Annotated in this window: 13 protein-coding genes; 2 read left to right on the forward strand and 11 right to left on the reverse strand. The window is 63.9% G+C overall.

From position 1 onward, the window contains the following. Nucleotides 1-145: 145 nt before the first annotated feature. A complete protein-coding gene (locus tag XCC_RS14145) occupies nt 146-1,153 on the reverse strand; it encodes a zinc-dependent alcohol dehydrogenase family protein (RefSeq protein WP_011037860.1) in 1,008 nt (335 codons plus the stop codon). Nucleotides 1,154-1,464: 311 nt separating this feature from the next. Between XCC_RS14145 and XCC_RS14150 the strand changes: the two genes are divergently transcribed. Continuing rightward, nucleotides 1,465-2,949: a GGDEF domain-containing protein gene (locus tag XCC_RS14150; protein ID WP_011037861.1), complete on the forward strand. Its 1,485-nt coding sequence runs from the start codon at nt 1,465-1,467 to the stop codon at nt 2,947-2,949. Nucleotides 2,950-3,076: 127 nt separating this feature from the next. Here the strand turns inward: XCC_RS14150 and XCC_RS22565 are convergent, their stop codons facing one another. The 5 genes from XCC_RS22565 to XCC_RS14175 all read right to left on the reverse strand — a co-directional run bounded on the left by XCC_RS22565 (nt 3,077) and on the right by XCC_RS14175 (nt 8,517). Then, complete coding sequence (locus XCC_RS22565; protein WP_256267714.1) at nt 3,077-3,211, reverse strand: hypothetical protein; 135 nt, start codon at nt 3,209-3,211, stop codon at nt 3,077-3,079. 467 nt (nt 3,212-3,678) lie between these two features. After that, the gene (locus XCC_RS14160) at nt 3,679-4,974 is read right to left on the reverse strand and encodes an McrC family protein (RefSeq protein WP_170873815.1); all 1,296 of its coding nucleotides are present in this window, start codon (nt 4,972-4,974) and stop codon (nt 3,679-3,681) included. 4 nt (nt 4,975-4,978) lie between these two features. Next, nucleotides 4,979-7,507 carry an AAA family ATPase gene (locus tag XCC_RS14165; RefSeq protein WP_011037863.1) on the reverse strand — a complete coding sequence of 843 codons (2,529 nt, stop codon included), beginning with the start codon at nt 7,505-7,507 and terminating at the stop codon, nt 4,979-4,981. A 3-nt stretch (nt 7,508-7,510) separates the two neighbouring features. Continuing rightward, nucleotides 7,511-7,813 (reverse strand): hypothetical protein, encoded by a 303-nt coding sequence (locus XCC_RS14170; RefSeq protein WP_225443885.1) that lies wholly within the window; start codon nt 7,811-7,813, stop codon nt 7,511-7,513. Between the two features lie 185 nt (nt 7,814-7,998). Further along, nucleotides 7,999-8,517 (reverse strand): single-stranded DNA-binding protein, encoded by a 519-nt coding sequence (locus tag XCC_RS14175; RefSeq protein WP_011037865.1) that lies wholly within the window; start codon nt 8,515-8,517, stop codon nt 7,999-8,001. 280 nt (nt 8,518-8,797) lie between these two features. On the opposite strand from XCC_RS14175, the gene XCC_RS14180 reads away from it, so the two are divergent. After that, entirely contained in the window at nt 8,798-9,796 is a 999-nt protein-coding gene (locus tag XCC_RS14180; RefSeq protein WP_011037866.1) for a polyprenyl synthetase family protein, read from the forward strand. Between the two features lie 243 nt (nt 9,797-10,039). On the opposite strand, the gene XCC_RS14185 is transcribed toward XCC_RS14180, so the two are convergent. From XCC_RS14185 to XCC_RS14205, 5 genes are all read right to left on the reverse strand, one after another. Then, nucleotides 10,040-10,840, reverse strand: a complete 801-nt coding sequence (locus tag XCC_RS14185) for a dienelactone hydrolase family protein (protein WP_043877734.1) — start codon at nt 10,838-10,840, stop codon at nt 10,040-10,042. 153 nt (nt 10,841-10,993) lie between these two features. Then, nucleotides 10,994-12,400, reverse strand: a complete 1,407-nt coding sequence (gene murD, locus XCC_RS14190; protein ID WP_011037868.1) for a UDP-N-acetylmuramoyl-L-alanine--D-glutamate ligase — start codon at nt 12,398-12,400, stop codon at nt 10,994-10,996. Beyond that, nucleotides 12,381-13,736: a UDP-N-acetyl-alpha-D-muramoyl-L-alanyl-L-glutamate epimerase gene (murL, locus tag XCC_RS14195; RefSeq protein ID WP_011037869.1), complete on the reverse strand. Its 1,356-nt coding sequence runs from the start codon at nt 13,734-13,736 to the stop codon at nt 12,381-12,383. Before murL ends, murD begins: the two co-directional genes overlap by 20 nt. Continuing rightward, entirely contained in the window at nt 13,733-14,191 is a 459-nt protein-coding gene (locus XCC_RS14200) for a hypothetical protein (RefSeq protein WP_011037870.1), read from the reverse strand. The genes murL and XCC_RS14200 overlap by 4 nt, the downstream gene beginning before the upstream one ends. Then, a complete protein-coding gene (locus tag XCC_RS14205) occupies nt 14,175-16,784 on the reverse strand; it encodes a bifunctional aspartate kinase/diaminopimelate decarboxylase (RefSeq protein WP_011037871.1) in 2,610 nt (869 codons plus the stop codon). Before XCC_RS14205 ends, XCC_RS14200 begins: the two co-directional genes overlap by 17 nt. Between the last annotated feature and the right edge of the window lie 57 nt (nt 16,785-16,841).

The following is a 16,841-nucleotide window of genomic DNA, read 5'->3' on the forward strand; positions in this document are numbered from 1 at the left end:
CCCTTCACTCAGTGATGCGCTGTGCGTGCCGCCACCTCTGTCGAGATCGCTGACACCCTCTGCCGCCACGCCGCACATCAGCAGCGCTATCGCATGACGCGCCGCAGGCAGGTGTTGGACCCTGCCCGCGCGCGCCGCGCCAGGCTCAGAATTCCAGCACGATCTTGCCCAGGTGACCACCGGCGTGTTGCAACGCAAACGCCTCGGCGATGTCCTCCAGCGCAAACGAACGATCGATCACCGGCCGCAACGGCAAACCGTCCAGTGCCCGCACCAACTCCTGCTGATGCCGGCGGCTACCCACCACCAAGCCTTGCAGCCGTTGCTGGCGTCCCATCATCTCGGCGGTGGGCACCGGGCCCGCGGCGCCGGTGAGCACACCGATCAAGGCGATGTGCCCGCCCACGCGCGCAGCCTTGATGGACTGCGCCAGCGTGCCCGGGCCGCCGACTTCCACCACGTGGTCCACACCGCGCCCGTTGGTGATCTCCAGCACCTGCGCCGCCCATTCGGTGTGCTGGCGATAATTGATGCAGTGGTCGGCACCGAGCGTACGCGCCGTCTCCAGCTTCTGGTCCGACGACGAGGTGACGATCACCATGGCGCCCATCGCCTTGGCGAACTGCAGCGCGAAGATCGACACGCCGCCGGTGCCAAGCACCAGCACGGTGTCGCCGGCCTTGATCCGGCCATTGACCACCAGGGCGCGCCACGCCGTGACGCCGGCGGTGGTCAAGGTGGCAGCTTCGGCATGGCTATAGCCGCGCGGCGCATGCGTGAAAGCCTGCGCAGCCGCGACCACGGCCGAGCGTGCATAGCCGTCTACGCCGTCGCCAGGCGTGGTGGCAAAGCCGGCATGCAACGGCTCGCCATCCAGCCACTGCGGGAAGAACGTAGACACCACGTGGTCGCCCACGGCGAAATCGCTGACGGCCTCGCCCACCGCCTCTACCACGCCAGCACCGTCGGACATCGGGATGCGGCCATCGGCGGTTGGCATCTGTCCGCTGACAATGCCCAGGTCATGGAAATTCAGCGAACTGGCATGCAGCCGCACGCGGATCTGGCCTGCCGCGGGCTGGCCGGGATCGGGCAACGCGACGGAGCTCAGTGACGCCAGGCCTGCTGGTTGCTGCAAACGAATGCCACGCATCGTGGTCTCCTCATACTGATGGGCCGCCCGGGATACCACGCGCGCCGTTACGCGCATGCGGTCGCGTCTGCTGTGTGCACTTGCCACGCCGTGAACAATTGCAGCGGACCTGCGTGACGCAGTGCATCGCCAACGCCAACGCCAACAGGCAAGCGGGCTATACCGCGACATCAGAAACTGCGGCCGCGATGGGCTGAGCGGTCAGTCACAAATCCGGATTGCACGCGCGGCGCGCCTGGCTGGCATCGGGCGCCACCACGTACGCTGGCATGGCGGTTGCATCGGCTCTGCGTCCTGGACAAGGAAACACAGTGGTGTCGACAAGCAAGCAGTGGCGGCAACGTGCACAGCGCATCGCGCTGCATTTCGTGTTGACCGCATCCTGGATACTTCTGCTCGGTTCCGAATACTGGTCGATTCATGAGGAGCGCGACAGCGCCTTGCGGGCCGCGCAGACGCAGTCGTTGAACCTGGCCGACTCGCTGGCGCAGCACGCCAGCGACACCATGACCATCGCCGATGCGGTGTTGTCGGGGCTGGTTGCACGCCTGCAGCAGGACCGCGGCTCGGCAAACGAACATGCGGCGATGCATGCGTTTCTGGTCAGTGAGGCCCGCCGCTCGGAGCGCCTGCATGGCATTTTCATCTACGCCGCCGATGGCCACTGGGTGAACTCGTCGCTGGGCAGCCTGCCGCGCACACACAACAATGCCGACCGCGCGTATTTCAAGTACCACCGCGACCACCGCGACGCACTGGTGTTCGTCGGGCCACCGGTGCAGAGCCGCTCGGACGGGCACTGGGTGATCACATTGAGCCGCCGCCTCACGACGCCGAGCGGCGAGTTCGATGGCGTGGCGCTGGTGACGCTGCGGCTGAAGTATTTCCAGGACTACTACAGCCGCTTCCAGGTTGGGGATCACGGCACCATCGGCCTGTTCAACGATGATGGCGTGGTGATCGTGCGGCGGCCGGAGCGCGACGACCAGACCGCCAGCTCGATCGCGGGCACGTCGCTGTACGTGACCATGCGCAACGAGCGCCGCGGCACGCTCACCTACCGCTTGCCCCTGGATGGCGTGCAACGCATTTCCAGTTTTGTGCCGGCCCGGCCCTACCCACTCACCGTGCTCACCGGCGTGGCAGTGGACGATGCGCTGGCCAATTGGCGCGCATCCGCACGCCAACGCATCATCATTGCCGTGCTCGGCTTCGTACTGCTGCTGGCCGTGGGCATCTGGCTGGACCTGCAGCTGCGCCGCATGCATCGCAATGAAGCGCGGCTCAGCTCCGAGGTCTGGGTGGATGCCTTGACCGGTATCGCCAACCGGCGCGCCTTCGACCACCGCCTGTCTGAGGCCTTGCAGGATGCCGTACACACGCAGGCGCCGCTGTCGGTGCTGATGATCGATGTCGACCACTTCAAGCTCTACAACGACACCTACGGACACGTCAACGGCGATGCCTGCCTGCGCCTGATCGCAGGCGCGATTGCCGGCTGTGCACGGCGCAGCGACGACATCGCCGCGCGCTACGGCGGCGAGGAATTCGGCATGATCCTGCCGCACACCGACGTTGCCGGCGCGCTGCGCCTGGCCGATGCCATTCGCACGGCGGTGGCGGAGCTGGGGTTGATGCATCTGACCAGCCCGACCAGTGCACATGTGACGGTCAGCGTTGGCGCTGCCACCTTTGAGCCGGGCGAAACACCGCTGACACCCGATGCGATCGTGCGCGACGCGGACGGAGCGTTGTATCGGGCCAAACAGGGCGGCCGGGATCGGACGTCTGCCTGAGCCGCCATGTTGTTTAGGTGGTCGTCGTTTGCGCTGCAGGTGGCGTGATGTTGGCCAGGGCTGTTTGAAATCGCCAGAGAGATCGCTGTGACGGCCCTTCGCTGTCAGCGCTGGTAAATCGCGGCGACTACGGCTGGAAGTCGATCACCGCAAGCGTGCCCTGCGCCGCAGAGGATTCCAGATGCAGACGCCAACCGAAGCGTTCGCAGATGCGCCGGGTGAGGAACAGCCCCAGTCCCGCGCCACCGCCTTGCTCCGGCACCGCCATCCTTTAGCTGGCCTGCCTGCTCGTGCCCACGCATGAAGCTAGCTGCTCATTCCATGATGACCCCATCCATGAACTCGGCAGCTGGAGGTCATCGCGTTTCTGCAGTCGGTGCTATGCGGTGAGCGCGGCCGACACCGCGACCACCACGGACTGGACGCTGCGCGGCAGAATGACTGCAAAGCTGCATCGCAGTGACGTGGGCGGCAATCGTTTAACGGCCGGCTAAGCGAAGCCAGCTTGAACTTGTACCGCTTTCGCGGTGCTGCACGCCGCGCCGAGCAATCGAACGCTGACGCGGGAAAGCGCTTGGCGGACATGCTCACTTCGCCCAGGCAACGCAATTACGGGCTCTAGCCCACTTCCAAGCACAGCCGCATAAACATCTACCGGACTGATCTTCAGCGTCCATTTTTTTGCATGATAGTCAAGCTACACAGGCGCTCGATCATCGCGGTGAGGCTTCACATTGACGGGCGGTCCCAAGGCAGACACCAAGCCTCATCTTGCCCGACCGCGATGCAACCTCGCTCAAGATCAAATGGGACCACCATTAGCTGCAGCAGAGAGGAGTATGCGAACGCAGGCAATGGGCGATTAAATCGGACCGTTGATGGGTAGATCAGCAGCATCTCTCCCGCGGCGGGCAGATAACGATGACCATAAGCGAATAGCTGATAGAAGTCAGATTGGCTGAGCTTATATTTGTCATTACTGCCACCCAAGGACTGGTCGAGCAGCTTCCACTTGGTGTCCAGCACCCAGGTCTGCTCACCCCGTTTGATGAGGAAGTCGGGCTTGAGCTGGAACCATTGCTGAGTGTCATGACCGCACAGGTACTGACTGGATGCCTGCGTCTTGAGTGTTGCACTCGTTGGAAGCGTCGTTCGTAGACAGGCTTCCACATAGCGCTCGAATATCTTTTCCATCGGGAAAAGCAAGCTGGTGCCATGCCACTCGCCCGATAACGATAACGGGGTCTGTTCGCCGAGAATCAGGGCGCACCAAGGACGTGCTGGCTGGTAATGCGCCAGCAAACGGTCACAGCGCCAACGACGGAAGTCGTCATTGACGTTGCGGCTGCGTGGCACTGGTGCGAGCAGAGCCGCCAGCTCGTGGGCCAGACGCCAATTACCGGCATCACGGGTAAGCCGGCAGACACGATCCAGCGCAGAGCACAACAGTCGATTTTCGGGGCGGTCCGCATCAAACACATCGTGCTCGACCTGGAAGAAGTGATCGCGTCCCGGCGGCTGACGGAGTTGGCGCGGCACGTCAAGCCGGCCTCGCAGAAAGCGCTGTTCCTCTTGCACTCGGCGGTAGTCAAAGCGCAGACCGCGCTTTGCCAGGCTGTCCAACACCTGCAGGAATTGGCGCATCACCCATTCGGTTAATGGTGCATCGAAGGTCTGGATTTCGGTCGGCAACGTCTCACGGGCAGGCACGTCCAGGCAGCGAGCCAGCATGGTGCGCAGAAGGCGGCGCGCCACGTCCCTGTTGTCGCCGTGCTCCGTTGTCTTCGGCAAGATCTCGATGCGCGTGCCGCAGGGTGTTTCGATCACCCCGACATAGCTGTCCAGCCGCAAGCAGCGGCGATCATCCACCTGCACCAGAGCGACACCCGACTTCCGCAGTCGAGCACTTTCCTGGCACAGCCAGTCGAACGCTGATTCCGGTACGCGGGCAACGTCGAGAGATTCATCGGTAACGGCGGACGTGGTTAACCGCGCGTACTCCCTCACGACAACTAGCTTACGCACCGGCTCAGACCTTGCCGTCACCGACGATGCCTAGATAGCTCTGCGGCTTGTGAAAGGCTTCTTCGTTCATTCGCCATGCCTTGGAATCCTGTGCTACCTGACCGGTATCGCCGAACAACGAGTCCACCGAATAAGGGGCGGGTACGATGAAACGGAATCGCTCGTCTTTGCGATGATCGTTAAGTATCCACGCAATGCGCTGCCAGTCCTCGAAGAAGTATTCCTGAAGCAGCGGGATGATTTGCTGCCGAAAGATATTCGACAACCTCGAAAGGTCGTTGCTGTTTTCAAGCGACATAAAATAGGCATGCCCAAGCCGGTGCTCGCGATCGAGCAAGACCTCGATACGCCGATTCATCGTCTCAAGTACAGCCGAAATGTCGATTTCGGCAACTTTGACCCCGGTAAGCTTGTCCGGCCTGGGTGCCATCTCCACAAAGTCGAAGCGTCGACGAAGTGCGATGTCGAGGCCGGCCAATGAACGGTCTGCCGTGTTCATGGTCCCGATCAGATACACGTTGTCCGGCACGCTGAATGGATCTTTCGAGTAGGGCAGCAATACCTCCAGTGCCTCGGCAGCACCTGAGCGCTTAGATGGCTCAATCAGCGTAATCAACTCGCCGAAGATTCGCGAGACGTTACCTCGATTAATCTCATCGATGATCAACACGTGTGGTCTGTCAGCACCGGTCGCGATGCATTCGGATTTCAGGAGCTCCCGAAACTTGTCGTGGTCAATCGATCCCGCTCGAAGTTCGTACACGGTCATCTGGCTGAACCGATTTTCCATCAGCGCGCCGTACGGTAACGCTGGCTTGTAGCCGCGCAACCAGCGAACAGGCCTCGCTTGTGAATAGGTGTCACTATCCCGTGGCAGCAACTGATAGTCGCCGGTAATCTCGCCAATGGCGCGGAATTTCAAGTTGCCTTCACTGACGACAATGAGATCACCCAACTTCATCTGGCAGACAAACGTCTTGATCGCTGTGATTGGATAGGCGCCAAGCGAGAGGGGTTCACCCGAGGCAGCAAACATCTTCTGGATATCTTCGCGGGACTGGCACTGCGAAAAGTCTGCGTTGTTGCCAAAGCCCATCAGGGCAAGACCTTTCTCCATGCACTCCTCGAAGATGTGTCCCTCAGTGATCGAGTCGCCCAGCGAAAGCTTCCAGATGCGCCGGCCCGAGAGTTCCAGTGGGGCGTCATCGCTCCTGCGGACCAGTCGGGTGCGCGCAGACTCGCAAAGCTCCTTGAAGACACCGTCTTCCACCTCATAGCGGACCTGCTTGGTATCCGGATCGGAGCTGGCGCTCAAGCCCTCAACGAAGTTTTCGTAGCTGAAGCTCTGGTGGAACGTTACGAACTGCACAAGGCCTTCCTTCGCGAGTTCGTCATAGCGCCGTTTGAGCGCCCTCCGGCGCTCGTTGCTCTCGTCATCGCCCAACTGCAAGAGAAAGGAAGGGTCGAGAATCTCCAAAGCCTTCTCGATAGCCTCGTAGGTCTTTCCTGTCCCCGGCGGTCCGAAAAGGATCTGGTTTAAAGGGGGGCGCACGGCGGCAGCCTCCTTCACTGATGCCCGTGCGGTGATTGTTGCCGCAGACGCAGTCGGACCGATCGCATGGACCGCTAACTTTGAGGACAAAAGGTAGGTCCCATCGCCATCCTGAGTCAAAGTGATGAGGTCCCCGGCCGCTGCACCAATGTCTTCGAAATAACCGCCCAGTCTGTGACGCAGACGAGCGCTACCGGGGCTAGAGACGCGTAGGTCGGTGTCGAACTCCAGACCTGTATCGGTGCGGAAATGCGCCACGTCGGCTGCTTCATTCGGTGTCTTGCCGCCGTACATGGTCTCCGGAAAGGGGGCGGAGATGAGATTGACCGGGAGATAGCCGTGCTTGATTGCACCCTCGCTCAGCTTGACGACAAACGGTGTGTCGGCGACCCAGTCTTTCCATAGCCGTTCACTGAACACGAAGATACTCTCATCCGCCTGACGCAGTCTTGCGAGGGCTTGGTAAAGCTCACTTTGAGGTGTTGTAGTGTCCGCAGCCGATAGGCCGAGAAAGTGCAAAAGAGGCTTACGCACGTAGACGCAAGGAGTACTCGGGTTTCGCAGCGGCTGATAGTGAAAGGCGATCTTCCAGCGGTAGGCAGCGCCAAGCGGGCTGTTGTCGATTTCGTCCAGTCGACCGTCACGAGCAGCCTCAGCAACGGCCACCACATGTCCACGAATGGTCTGAAATGCCTCTTCGGGAGATGTGCCGAATCGGCGGTACCAGCCGTAGCGGTCGTCGTAAGCCAAGGACGTATCGCCCTCACGCGCCCCCGTTTCCTTGCGGGAAAAGATTGCAAATTTGAAAGCGGACCCCCCGGCGATACTGCCGTAATCAACCAGCCGGAACTCCAGCCAGTAGACAAAACAGTCTTTGTCTCCCGCCGTGGTGTACTCGGCCAGAGTCATCTCGCGTAACCGCTCCAGCGGCCACACCTGAAGAAACTCACGCCACAAAGTGTCGTCCGTGCTGAAGGCCATGGGTCACAGCTCCATTGTGGTTTGTCGCATCGTGCGAGGTGGGTGGCCGAGCGGGACCACATCGTTCTGGCACGTCCAACCCAGCCTCGTTTGCAGCTCGTTGGGCGTAAAGCGCTGTTTGCTGGCGTGCCAGTGTTCGCGCACCTCTTTGACGATCCAGTCGTCATCCGGGGTATGGCCGTTGGTGAAGCTGACCTCCTCACGGATCTGCGTCTGCACGTCCCAGCCTGCAGTATTGAGTGCGGGCGTGATGAGTTTCGTGCAGATATTGCGTTCGCTAAATTCCGTTCCCGCAGCCACTGCCAAGCCCCTGGATACCTCTCAGAGAAACAGGCGGCGTCTGAAGCTTAACAAACACCTAGCTTCCCTTGCCAAAGCAGACACACAGGGCCCGGGCTCGATTCGAAAAATTTCATTTTGGAAAACGAAATCCCCCCGACGAGTCATGGGATTGGGAGTACAAATCTGACCACTGCGGTCTAAGTCGTGTCTTAGAACGGGATATCGTCGTCCGCAAAATCGTCCATCGGCGGCGCCGACTGCTGCTGGGCCGGCTGCTGACGGCGCGGTGCGTAGTCCTGACCGCCACCACCACCGCCGCCACCCTGCTGCTGGCGCGGGGCCTGCGTGCGCTGCGGGCGATCGCCGCCCATGCCGCCGCCACCGCCGCCTTCACCGCGGCCGCCGAGCATCTGCATCTCGTTGGCGACGATGTCGGTGCTGTACTTCTCTACGCCGTCCTGGCCGGTGTACTTGTCGTAGCGCAGCTCGCCTTCGACATACACCTGCGAGCCCTTGCGCAGGTACTCACCGGCGATCTCGCCCAATTTTCCAAAAAACACCACGCGGTGCCACTCGGTGCGTTCCTGGTTATTGCCTTCGCGGTCCTTGCGCATGCTGGTGGTGGCCAGGCTCACGCGGGTGATCGCCATGCCGGCCTGGGTGTACTTGGTGTCGGGATCGTTGCCGAGGTTGCCGACGAGGATGACTTTGTTGATGCCGCGGGCCATAGGTGCTTCCGAGATGGTGCGCCGGCGCCGTGGGGCGCGAGGCGATGAATGTCTGTTCTTGGGCCAATGTTACCGCACCTGCCCACCACCGCACCTGACGCATTCCCTTGTCGGCAGGCCGGACAACCGCGCGTGGCGGGGTCGGGATCCTGCGCACCGGCAGCCGCGAAATGCCCGCCACAGCTGGTTCCGGGGCCACCGCGCAAGGGCTGGAACAGGCGCGGCGGGACGGATCTGGCCCGGGCACCTATAATCGGCCGACATCTCGATTTGCCTGCGCATGACCATCGCCCAAGACCTCCCCACCGTACTGGGCCTGCCCCAGATCCAGTCCCTCGCCGCGCCCGACATGGCGGCGGTCGATGCCTTGATCCGCCGCCGTCTGGCGTCGGACGTCGTGCTGATCAACCAGATTGCCGATCACATCATCTCCGCCGGCGGCAAACGCCTGCGCCCGATGCTGGTGATGCTGGCCGGCCACGCCGCGGGCGGCTCCGGGCCGGAGCACCACCAGCTCGCGGCGATCATCGAGTTCATCCATACCTCCACGCTGCTGCATGACGACGTGGTGGACGAATCAGACCTGCGCCGCGGCCGCAGCACCGCCAATGCGCTATGGGGCAACGCGCCCAGCGTGCTGGTGGGCGATTTCCTGTATTCGCGCAGCTTCCAACTGATGGTCGAACTGGACCGCATGGAAGTAATGCAGATCCTGGCCGACACCACCAACCGCATCGCCGAAGGCGAAGTGCTGCAGCTCTTGCATGTACACAACCCCGACACCGATGAAGCCGCGTACCTGCGCGTGATCGAGCGCAAGACCGCGGTGCTGTTTGCCGCCGGCACGCGCCTGGGCGCACTGGCCTCGGGCGCGGATGCGCAGGTGCAGCAGTGCCTGTACGACTACGGCATGCAGCTGGGCTTTGCGTTCCAGATCGCCGACGACGTGCTCGACTACGCCGCAGATGCCACCGACCTGGGCAAGAACCTGGGCGACGACCTGGCCGAGGGCAAGGCCACCCTGCCGCTGATCCACGCCATTGCGCATTCCGATGCCGCCACCCAGCAGCGCCTGCGGCAGATCGTCGAACAGGGCGATGCCGAGGCGATGCCGGAGGTGTTGACGGCCATCCGCGCAACCGGCGGGCTCGATTACAGCCGCCAGCGCGCTGCCGAATATGCCGCCGCCGCCGAACAGGCCCTGGACGGCTTGCCGCCGAGCCCGGCAGTGGCCGCATTACGCGGCCTGGCGCGTTATGCGGTGGAACGGACGCACTGATCGCAACACGCGGCGCTGGGCGAGTGTCCGGCGCCGCCACCGAGCGAAGTGTCCCGCAAAGCGCTTGTGGTTGTCAGTCCGGCACCGCCCTGCAGGGCCGTCCTGCAGGCCACAACAGCTGACAACGCTCATCCAAACGACACGCGCCACTGCGTTCCGACAGTGACGCGCTGAAACACGGCCGCTGCATCCGATCAAGTGGAAACGCTGGCGCGCAGGACATGCCGCACGCCAGCGCCACCCTCACTTACCGAAACGTTCGTCGAAGAACCCGTGCAGCATGCCGAACGCACGCTTGGCCGCACGCGCGTTGTACAGGCAGCCCGGCGGGCTGTTGGCATCGGCTTCGGCGAAGCAATGCACCGCGCCGCTGAAATTCACGAACTGCCAGTCTGCGCCGGCGCCGTTCATTTCGGTTTCGAACGCGGCGATGTCGGCCTGGGTCACGCTCTTGTCATCGGCGCCGTTGAGCACCAGCACCGGCGTCTTCGCGGAGTTGGCGGCCGCCGGCGCAGGTGTGGAAATACCGCCGTGCAGGCTGACCACGCCGGCCAGCTGCGCGCCCGCGCGCACCAATTCCAGCACCGTGGTGCCGCCAAAACAGAAACCCACCGCACCGATGCGTGCTGCATCCAGCGGTGCGCTGCCGGCCTGCGCCTTGAGCACATCCACCGCCTTGAGGGCACGCGCTTGCAGCGTGGGCCGGTCATCGCGCAGCGTCTTGGCCTGCGCGCCGGCTTCGGTGTCGTTCTTGGGCCGGATGCCCTTGCCGTAGACGTCCGCCACCAGCACTACGTAGTCGTCGCCGGCCAGCTGCTTGGCCTTGGTCACCGCCGAGTCGTTGACCCCGCGCCAGTTGGGCACCATCACCAGGCCCGGGCGCTTGGCAGGGCCGGCATCGTCATACACCAGCACGCCGCTGAAGCTGTCCTTGCCGATGGTCCATTCCAGCGGCTTGGCTTGCATCGCCGCCATGGCTGGACCGGCCATCAACGCCAACAGGCCGGCCAGACCGGCGCGTTTCCATTTCGATTGCGTCTGCATGCACATGCTCCCGGGGATGTGCAGCGAGTCTAGGCGTTTGCGTGGTGCCTGCATGGTGACGGCGCGCAGCGCGTAGCCGGCCCGCCATCCATTCCGACAAAACAGACCGAAGGCTTGCAACCCGAAACGCGCAACGTGAAAGACAGCTTGGAGCTACTGCACACCCAGGCCGGGAATCGCACTGATCGCCGCAGGATCGAACCCCGCCAGCTGCGCAAAGTGGCGGCCACGCGCCACGTAATCGCTGTACACGCCAAAGCTGGGCGCGCCGGGCGACAGCAGCAGCACCCCGCCCTGTGCACCGAGCGCGCTGCGTGCCAGCTGCATCGCATGCGCCAGGTCATCGGCGGCATGCAGGCCAAAGCCGGCGCTCTGCGCCAGTGGTGCCAGCAACGCATGGATGCGCGGGCCGTTGGCGCCCATGGTGACGATTTCCAGCGGCGCCTGCTGCGCCATGTGCGCGGCGAATTCCTGCCAGTCCAGCCCACGGTCGTGCCCACCCACCAGCAACGCCACGCGCTGCTGCGCGAAGCAGGCCAAGGCCGCCAGCGAGGCATGCGGTGTGGTGCTGATGGAATCGTTGACGTATGCGATGCCGTCCACGCTGCCGAGCCACTGCAGCCGGTTGGGCAACGGACGAAAGGTCAGTGCCGCCGGCGCCAGTGCCGCCGCATCCAGGCCCAGGGCCTCCACTGCCGCCAGCACGGCGCACAGGTTGCGCCGGTTGTGTTCCCCCGGCAGCGGCACGTTGGCGGTATCGAAGATCGGTTGTTGGCCGCGATAGACCACGTCGCCACGCAGGTGCCAGCCGTCGGGATGATTGAACCAGCGCACCTCGCTCTCAGGCAGCTGCAGCTGCGCCAGATGCGGGTCTGCGGCATTGAGCAGCGCGATGCGCGGGCGGCCGTCAGTCACCAGCGCCAGCTTGTCGCGCACATACGCCGCTTCGCTGCCGTGCCAGTCCAGATGCTCGGGAAACAGGTTCAGCACCAGCGCCAACTCCGGACGTGCGCCACTGCGCCCCACCTCACCGGTCTGGTAGCTGGACAGCTCGATCGCCCAGTACGCAGGCGGCGGCTGTGGGGAGAGCACTTCCAGCAACGGCTGGCCGATATTGCCGACCAGCGCGGTGCGATGGCCGTCGGCGCGCAACAGATGCGCCAGCAGCGCGGTGGTGGTGCTCTTGCCCTTGGTGCCGGTCACGCAGATCGCGCCCGGCACGTAGCCGTCCGGCTGCGCGTGTTCGGCAAACCACAGCGCGGTGCCGCCGATGAAGCGCGCGCCCTGCGCGGCGGCGGCGCGTGCCTCCTCACGGTACGGGCTGATGCCCGGTGACTTGATCACGACCTCGAACGCGGCCAGCGCCTGTGCGCTCGCTTCGGTCTGCACCTGCAACGCGGGGTCTGCCAATGCGGCAACGTCGCGTGCCTCTTCGGCGTTACAAAAGACCGTCAGCGGCTGCGCAGGCAGCTGTTGGCGCAGCGCGCGGTAGGCGGCGCGCCCTTCGCGCGCCCATCCCCACAACGCAACCGCCTTGCCCTCAAGCTGCGAAATTCGCACGCACGCGCTCCCACAGCGCCGAAGGAACGCGGTGCTCGCCATCGATGGTCATCAGGGGCTGCAGCTGCAGTGCGTCCTGCTCCAGCTGCGGTTGGATCTCGCGGATAAACCGCTTCACCAGCGCGTCTTCCTTCCATTCCGCACGGGTGGCCAGCACCGCCATCGCGGCACGCGACTCGCGCCCCTCGCCCACGCATTCGAACGGCTTGTGGTCCTGGAATTCCAGCAACGCATCGTAGCCGCCGGCCTGGGCGGCATCGTCGAGCAGGTTGCGCCCGAAGATCTTGACCAGGCGCGTCTTGGGCATGAACGGCGCCAACGCCAGAAACACGAAATGGCATTTGGGGCACACCCCGCACCAGCGATGCACCGGCCGCTCGCCCATGATGTGGAAATTGCGGTTGCAGCTGGAAAAATGCGCGTCGTAGTGATCGGTCTTGGCGAATTGCCGTGCCACCGCAAGTTCGGAAAGTGGGCGCAGCAGCGAGTAATAACGCAGGTCCGCGGCAACATGCTGCTGCACGTACTCCCCAAAGGCTTGCTCGAACGCCCAGCCCTTAGACCACTGGTGATTGACCTCGCCGGTGCCAGGAATCTCGCTGCCATAGCTGGCCGAACGCTCGTTGGAAAACACCACCTGGTCCACGCCGGTGAGCAGCGCCGATAACACCAAAATGGCCGAATTCACCGCCGTCACCGGGATGTGCCCGTTCCAGGCACCCTGACGATTGAGCTCGAACAACTCCGGCGCCAGCACGCGGCCGATATTGAGCACCGGCAGCCCGGTCCGCTCGGCGCAGGCGCGGATCAATTGCGAACCGCCGATCCAGCTGACGGTCTGATCCACCCCGGCCTGCCGCAATGCTTCAATACTGACCAGCGAATCCTTGCCGCCCCCGATGGCCACCAGCGCATGCTCGCGCAGCCCTGCGGCCGGTGCCTGGTCGGCCGCCGGCGCGGTCACCGGGAAGTGGATCTTGCCGTGCAGGTTCAAGCCATTGCGGTAAGCGAATTCGCGCAGGCCGTGCAAATAAACGCTTTCCATCAGTGCGGCGGTCTCCGCATCGATGGCGTAGTCCTCGATCTGGATAGTCGGCGGCACCGCCGCCTTGTAGTAGCTGACACCGGCGATCAGGTGCAGCAAGCGCAAGGCCTGTTGCACGGCCGCCGCACGCGTGGCGTCCAGCACGAACGGTGCACCGGGCACCGCCACGGTCTCCACCAGTTCCGGCCCCTGGTCGAAGGCATACACCAGCGTCGCCACGCCGGTCTGCGCATCCAGCGCGCAGCGGACAAAGCGGAACGTGGACACCTGATGTTTGTCGAAAGCGCTCATACACACCCTGCAGGCACACGTGCGCGACGCAGATAACGCCGGCACAGGAAATATTCGATGATGGAAAACGGCACAGCGGCCCACAGCAGCGGCAGGCAACCGATGAGGAACACCAGCAGCAGTGCCTCCGAGCCAATGACTTCTGCGCTGCCAGTGACTGCCAACGCGATCACCAGATACAACAACAACAGCGGCGGATAGCTGAGTGCGTTCAACACCAGCGTGCGCAACGCCATGCCGCCGGCATGCTGCGCCGGCGCGCGACGCTGGCGCCAACGCTGCCAGCGCGCCGCACCCCATGCGCCTACGCCGGCAGCGACCAGCGCGGGCAGCGCCCACTTTAGGCTATCGGTCCACGGCATCGCCTGGCCGGCCATGTCGATGGCGGTGGACACCACCATCGACACACCACCGGCCAGCGTGCTCAGCGCGATGAACTCAGCCAGCGGCCGCATCGATCACCTCTTCGCGCGGCAACTCCCGCTGGTTGTAGGTGCTGGCCATGGAATACCCATACGCGCCGGCATCAGCGATCAGCATCACATTGCCCGGTGCGGTCGCCGCGGGCAGGCGGCGGCGCTTGCCGAACACATCGGAGGATTCGCAGATCGGCCCCACCACATCGAAGCTGCCATCGGCAGGCGCACCGAGCTGGCTGAGGTTTTCGATGTCGTGCCAGGCGTCGTACAGCGCCGGGCGGATCAGGCTATTCATGCCGGCATCCAGGCCAACGCGATGGACGCCGTCCTTTTCGATCACCTGGGTCGCCTGGGCCAGCAACACGCCGGCCTCGGCCACCAGATAACGGCCAGGCTCGATCGCCAGGCGGAAGCCCGGATGCACGGCCTTGACCTCGGCCAGGCCCTTGGCCCACAGCTCCAGGTCGAACGGCTCGTCTTCGGCGCTGTAGGGAATCGGCAGCCCACCGCCGATGTCGATGGTCTCCACGGTGCCGATGCGGCGCGCGAAGCCGGCCAGTTCGTCGTACATCATCCGCCAGTGTTCGCCGGTCTCCACGCCGCTGCCCAGATGCGCATGCACGCCGGTGATGGTGACTTCCAGCGTGCGTGCCAACTCGACGAACTCATCCACGCGCGTGGACGACAGCCCGAACTTGGACGCCTTGCCACCGGTGTTGACCTTCTCGTGGTGGCCATCGCCGTGGCCCAGGTCGATGCGCAGCCACACGTTGCGGCCGCGGAACAACTCCGGCCAGCGCTTGAGCGCTTCGACGTTGTCCACGGTGACGGTTACGCCCAGCGCAAACGCGGCCTCGTATTCGCTACGCGGCGCGAAGCTCGGCGTGAACAACACGCGGCGTGGCGACAGCTCAGGCAACGTGTCGAACACGCGGCGCAATTCGCCGTGCGAGACGCATTCCAGGCCGAATCCAGCCTGTTCCAGCGCCATCAGGATGGCCGGATGCGAGTTGGCCTTGATCGCGTAATAGCGCTGATCCACTGCGGCAATCTGCGCCAGCGCTTGCGCGCGCGCGCGCACCGTGGGCAGGTGGTACACGTAACGCGGCGTGCCGGCCTTGGACAGCGTCAGCAGATGCGCGCGCTCGGCATGCCACCACGGCGTGGGCCGCGGCCGCACCGAACCGATGATGTCACGCCAGCGTGGGCCAAACACCTCACCTTCGCTGACCGGCATGGCGCCGCTATCGATCAATTCCGCATGCAAAATCGGCAACAGGCCGTCGGCATCGGATTCGTCGATGACGAAGGTCAGGTTCAAGTCGTTGGACGACTGCGAAATCATGTGCACGCGCTCCTGACCGAACGTGGCCCACACGTCGGACAGCTTGTGCAGCAGCGAGCGCATGCCGCGCCCGACCAGCGTGATCGCCGCGCACGGCACGATGATCTTGACCTTGCAGATCTGCGACAGGTCTGCCGACAACGCCGCCAGCACATCGGTGTTGACCAGGTTTTCGGACGGGTCCAGCGAGACGGTGACGTTGGTTTCGGCCGAGCCGATCAGATCCACCGACAAGCCATGCTTCTTGAACAGCGTGAACACATCGGCCAGGAAGCCGACCTGCTGCCACATGCCGATGCCTTCCATCGACACCAGCACGATGCCGTTGCGGCGGCTGATCGCCTTGACGCCGAGTACTGGTTCGGCGCTGCCATCGATGCTGGTGCCTGGCAGATCCGGGCGTTCGGTATCCAGGATCGCCATCGGCACGCCGGAATCGCGGCAGGGCTTGATCGAGCGCGGATGCAGCACCTTGGCGCCGGTGGTGGCGATTTCCTGCGCTTCGTAATAGTCCAGGCGGGTCAGCAGACGCGCATCCGGCACTTCCTTCGGGTTGGCGCTGAACATGCCGGGCACGTCGGTCCAGATTTCCACCCGGCTGGCGCCGAGCAATGCACCGAAATACGCCGCCGAGGTGTCCGAGCCGCCACGGCCCAGGATCGCGGTGCCGCCATCGGCGTGCCGCGAGATAAAGCCCTGCGTGATCAGCAGCCGCGTGGGCTGCGCATCGAAACGCGCCCGCCATGCGGCATCGGATTGCCACTGGCACGACACCGACAAGCGCTTGGACCACTCGCTCTGGTTGGGCTGCGGCGGCAACGCCGACAACCACTCCCGCGCATCCAGCCAGCCCATGTCCAGGCCATTGGCATGCAGATAGGCCGCACCGATGGTGGAAGACAGCAATTCGCCTTGCCCCAGCACCTCGGCCTGCCAGTCGAGCGTGCGGCTGGCAGCGCGTGCATCGCCCACCAACGCGTGCAACGCGGCAAGCCGCGCGCCCAGCACTGCGTCGGCATCGAGCTCAAGCTCGGCAAGGAATTCGCGATGCCGCAGTTCCAGTGCCGCCACGCGCTGCGCGCTGTCGGCAGCACCATCGGCGATGGCAGTGAGCTCGTTGGTGACGCCCGACAACGCAGACACCACCACCAGCACGCGGCCGCCGGTTTCGTTCGCCCGTTTGCTCGCCAGTTTTCCAATCGTGTCCCAGCGATGACGACGCGACACCGAGGTGCCGCCGAACTTGAGGACGATCCAACGATCGGTAGAAAGGGAAGCTGACATTAGATGTGGGCGTTTAGGATGGGGGGAGTTGCCCGGTACGCCGGGCGGAACCTCCGA

Source organism: Xanthomonas campestris pv. campestris str. ATCC 33913 (assembly GCF_000007145.1).
Lineage (GTDB): Bacteria > Pseudomonadota > Gammaproteobacteria > Xanthomonadales > Xanthomonadaceae > Xanthomonas > Xanthomonas campestris.

What these genes read in the sequence shown, in the direction of transcription:
- XCC_RS14145 (WP_011037860.1), bottom strand. Translation starts at nt 1,153, where the DNA reads ATGCGTGGCATTCGTTTGCAGCAACCAGCAGGCCTGGCGTCACTGAGC.
- XCC_RS14165 (WP_011037863.1), bottom strand. Translation starts at nt 7,507, where the DNA reads ATGGCCTTCAGCACGGACGACACTTTGTGGCGTGAGTTTCTTCAGGTG.
- XCC_RS14175 (WP_011037865.1), bottom strand. Translation starts at nt 8,517, where the DNA reads ATGGCCCGCGGCATCAACAAAGTCATCCTCGTCGGCAACCTCGGCAAC.
- XCC_RS14180 (WP_011037866.1), top strand. Translation starts at nt 8,798, where the DNA reads ATGACCATCGCCCAAGACCTCCCCACCGTACTGGGCCTGCCCCAGATC.
- XCC_RS14185 (WP_043877734.1), bottom strand. Translation starts at nt 10,840, where the DNA reads ATGCAGACGCAATCGAAATGGAAACGCGCCGGTCTGGCCGGCCTGTTG.
- murL (WP_011037869.1), bottom strand. Translation starts at nt 13,736, where the DNA reads ATGAGCGCTTTCGACAAACATCAGGTGTCCACGTTCCGCTTTGTCCGC.
- XCC_RS14200 (WP_011037870.1), bottom strand. Translation starts at nt 14,191, where the DNA reads ATGCGGCCGCTGGCTGAGTTCATCGCGCTGAGCACGCTGGCCGGTGGT.
- XCC_RS14205 (WP_011037871.1), bottom strand. Translation starts at nt 16,784, where the DNA reads ATGTCAGCTTCCCTTTCTACCGATCGTTGGATCGTCCTCAAGTTCGGC.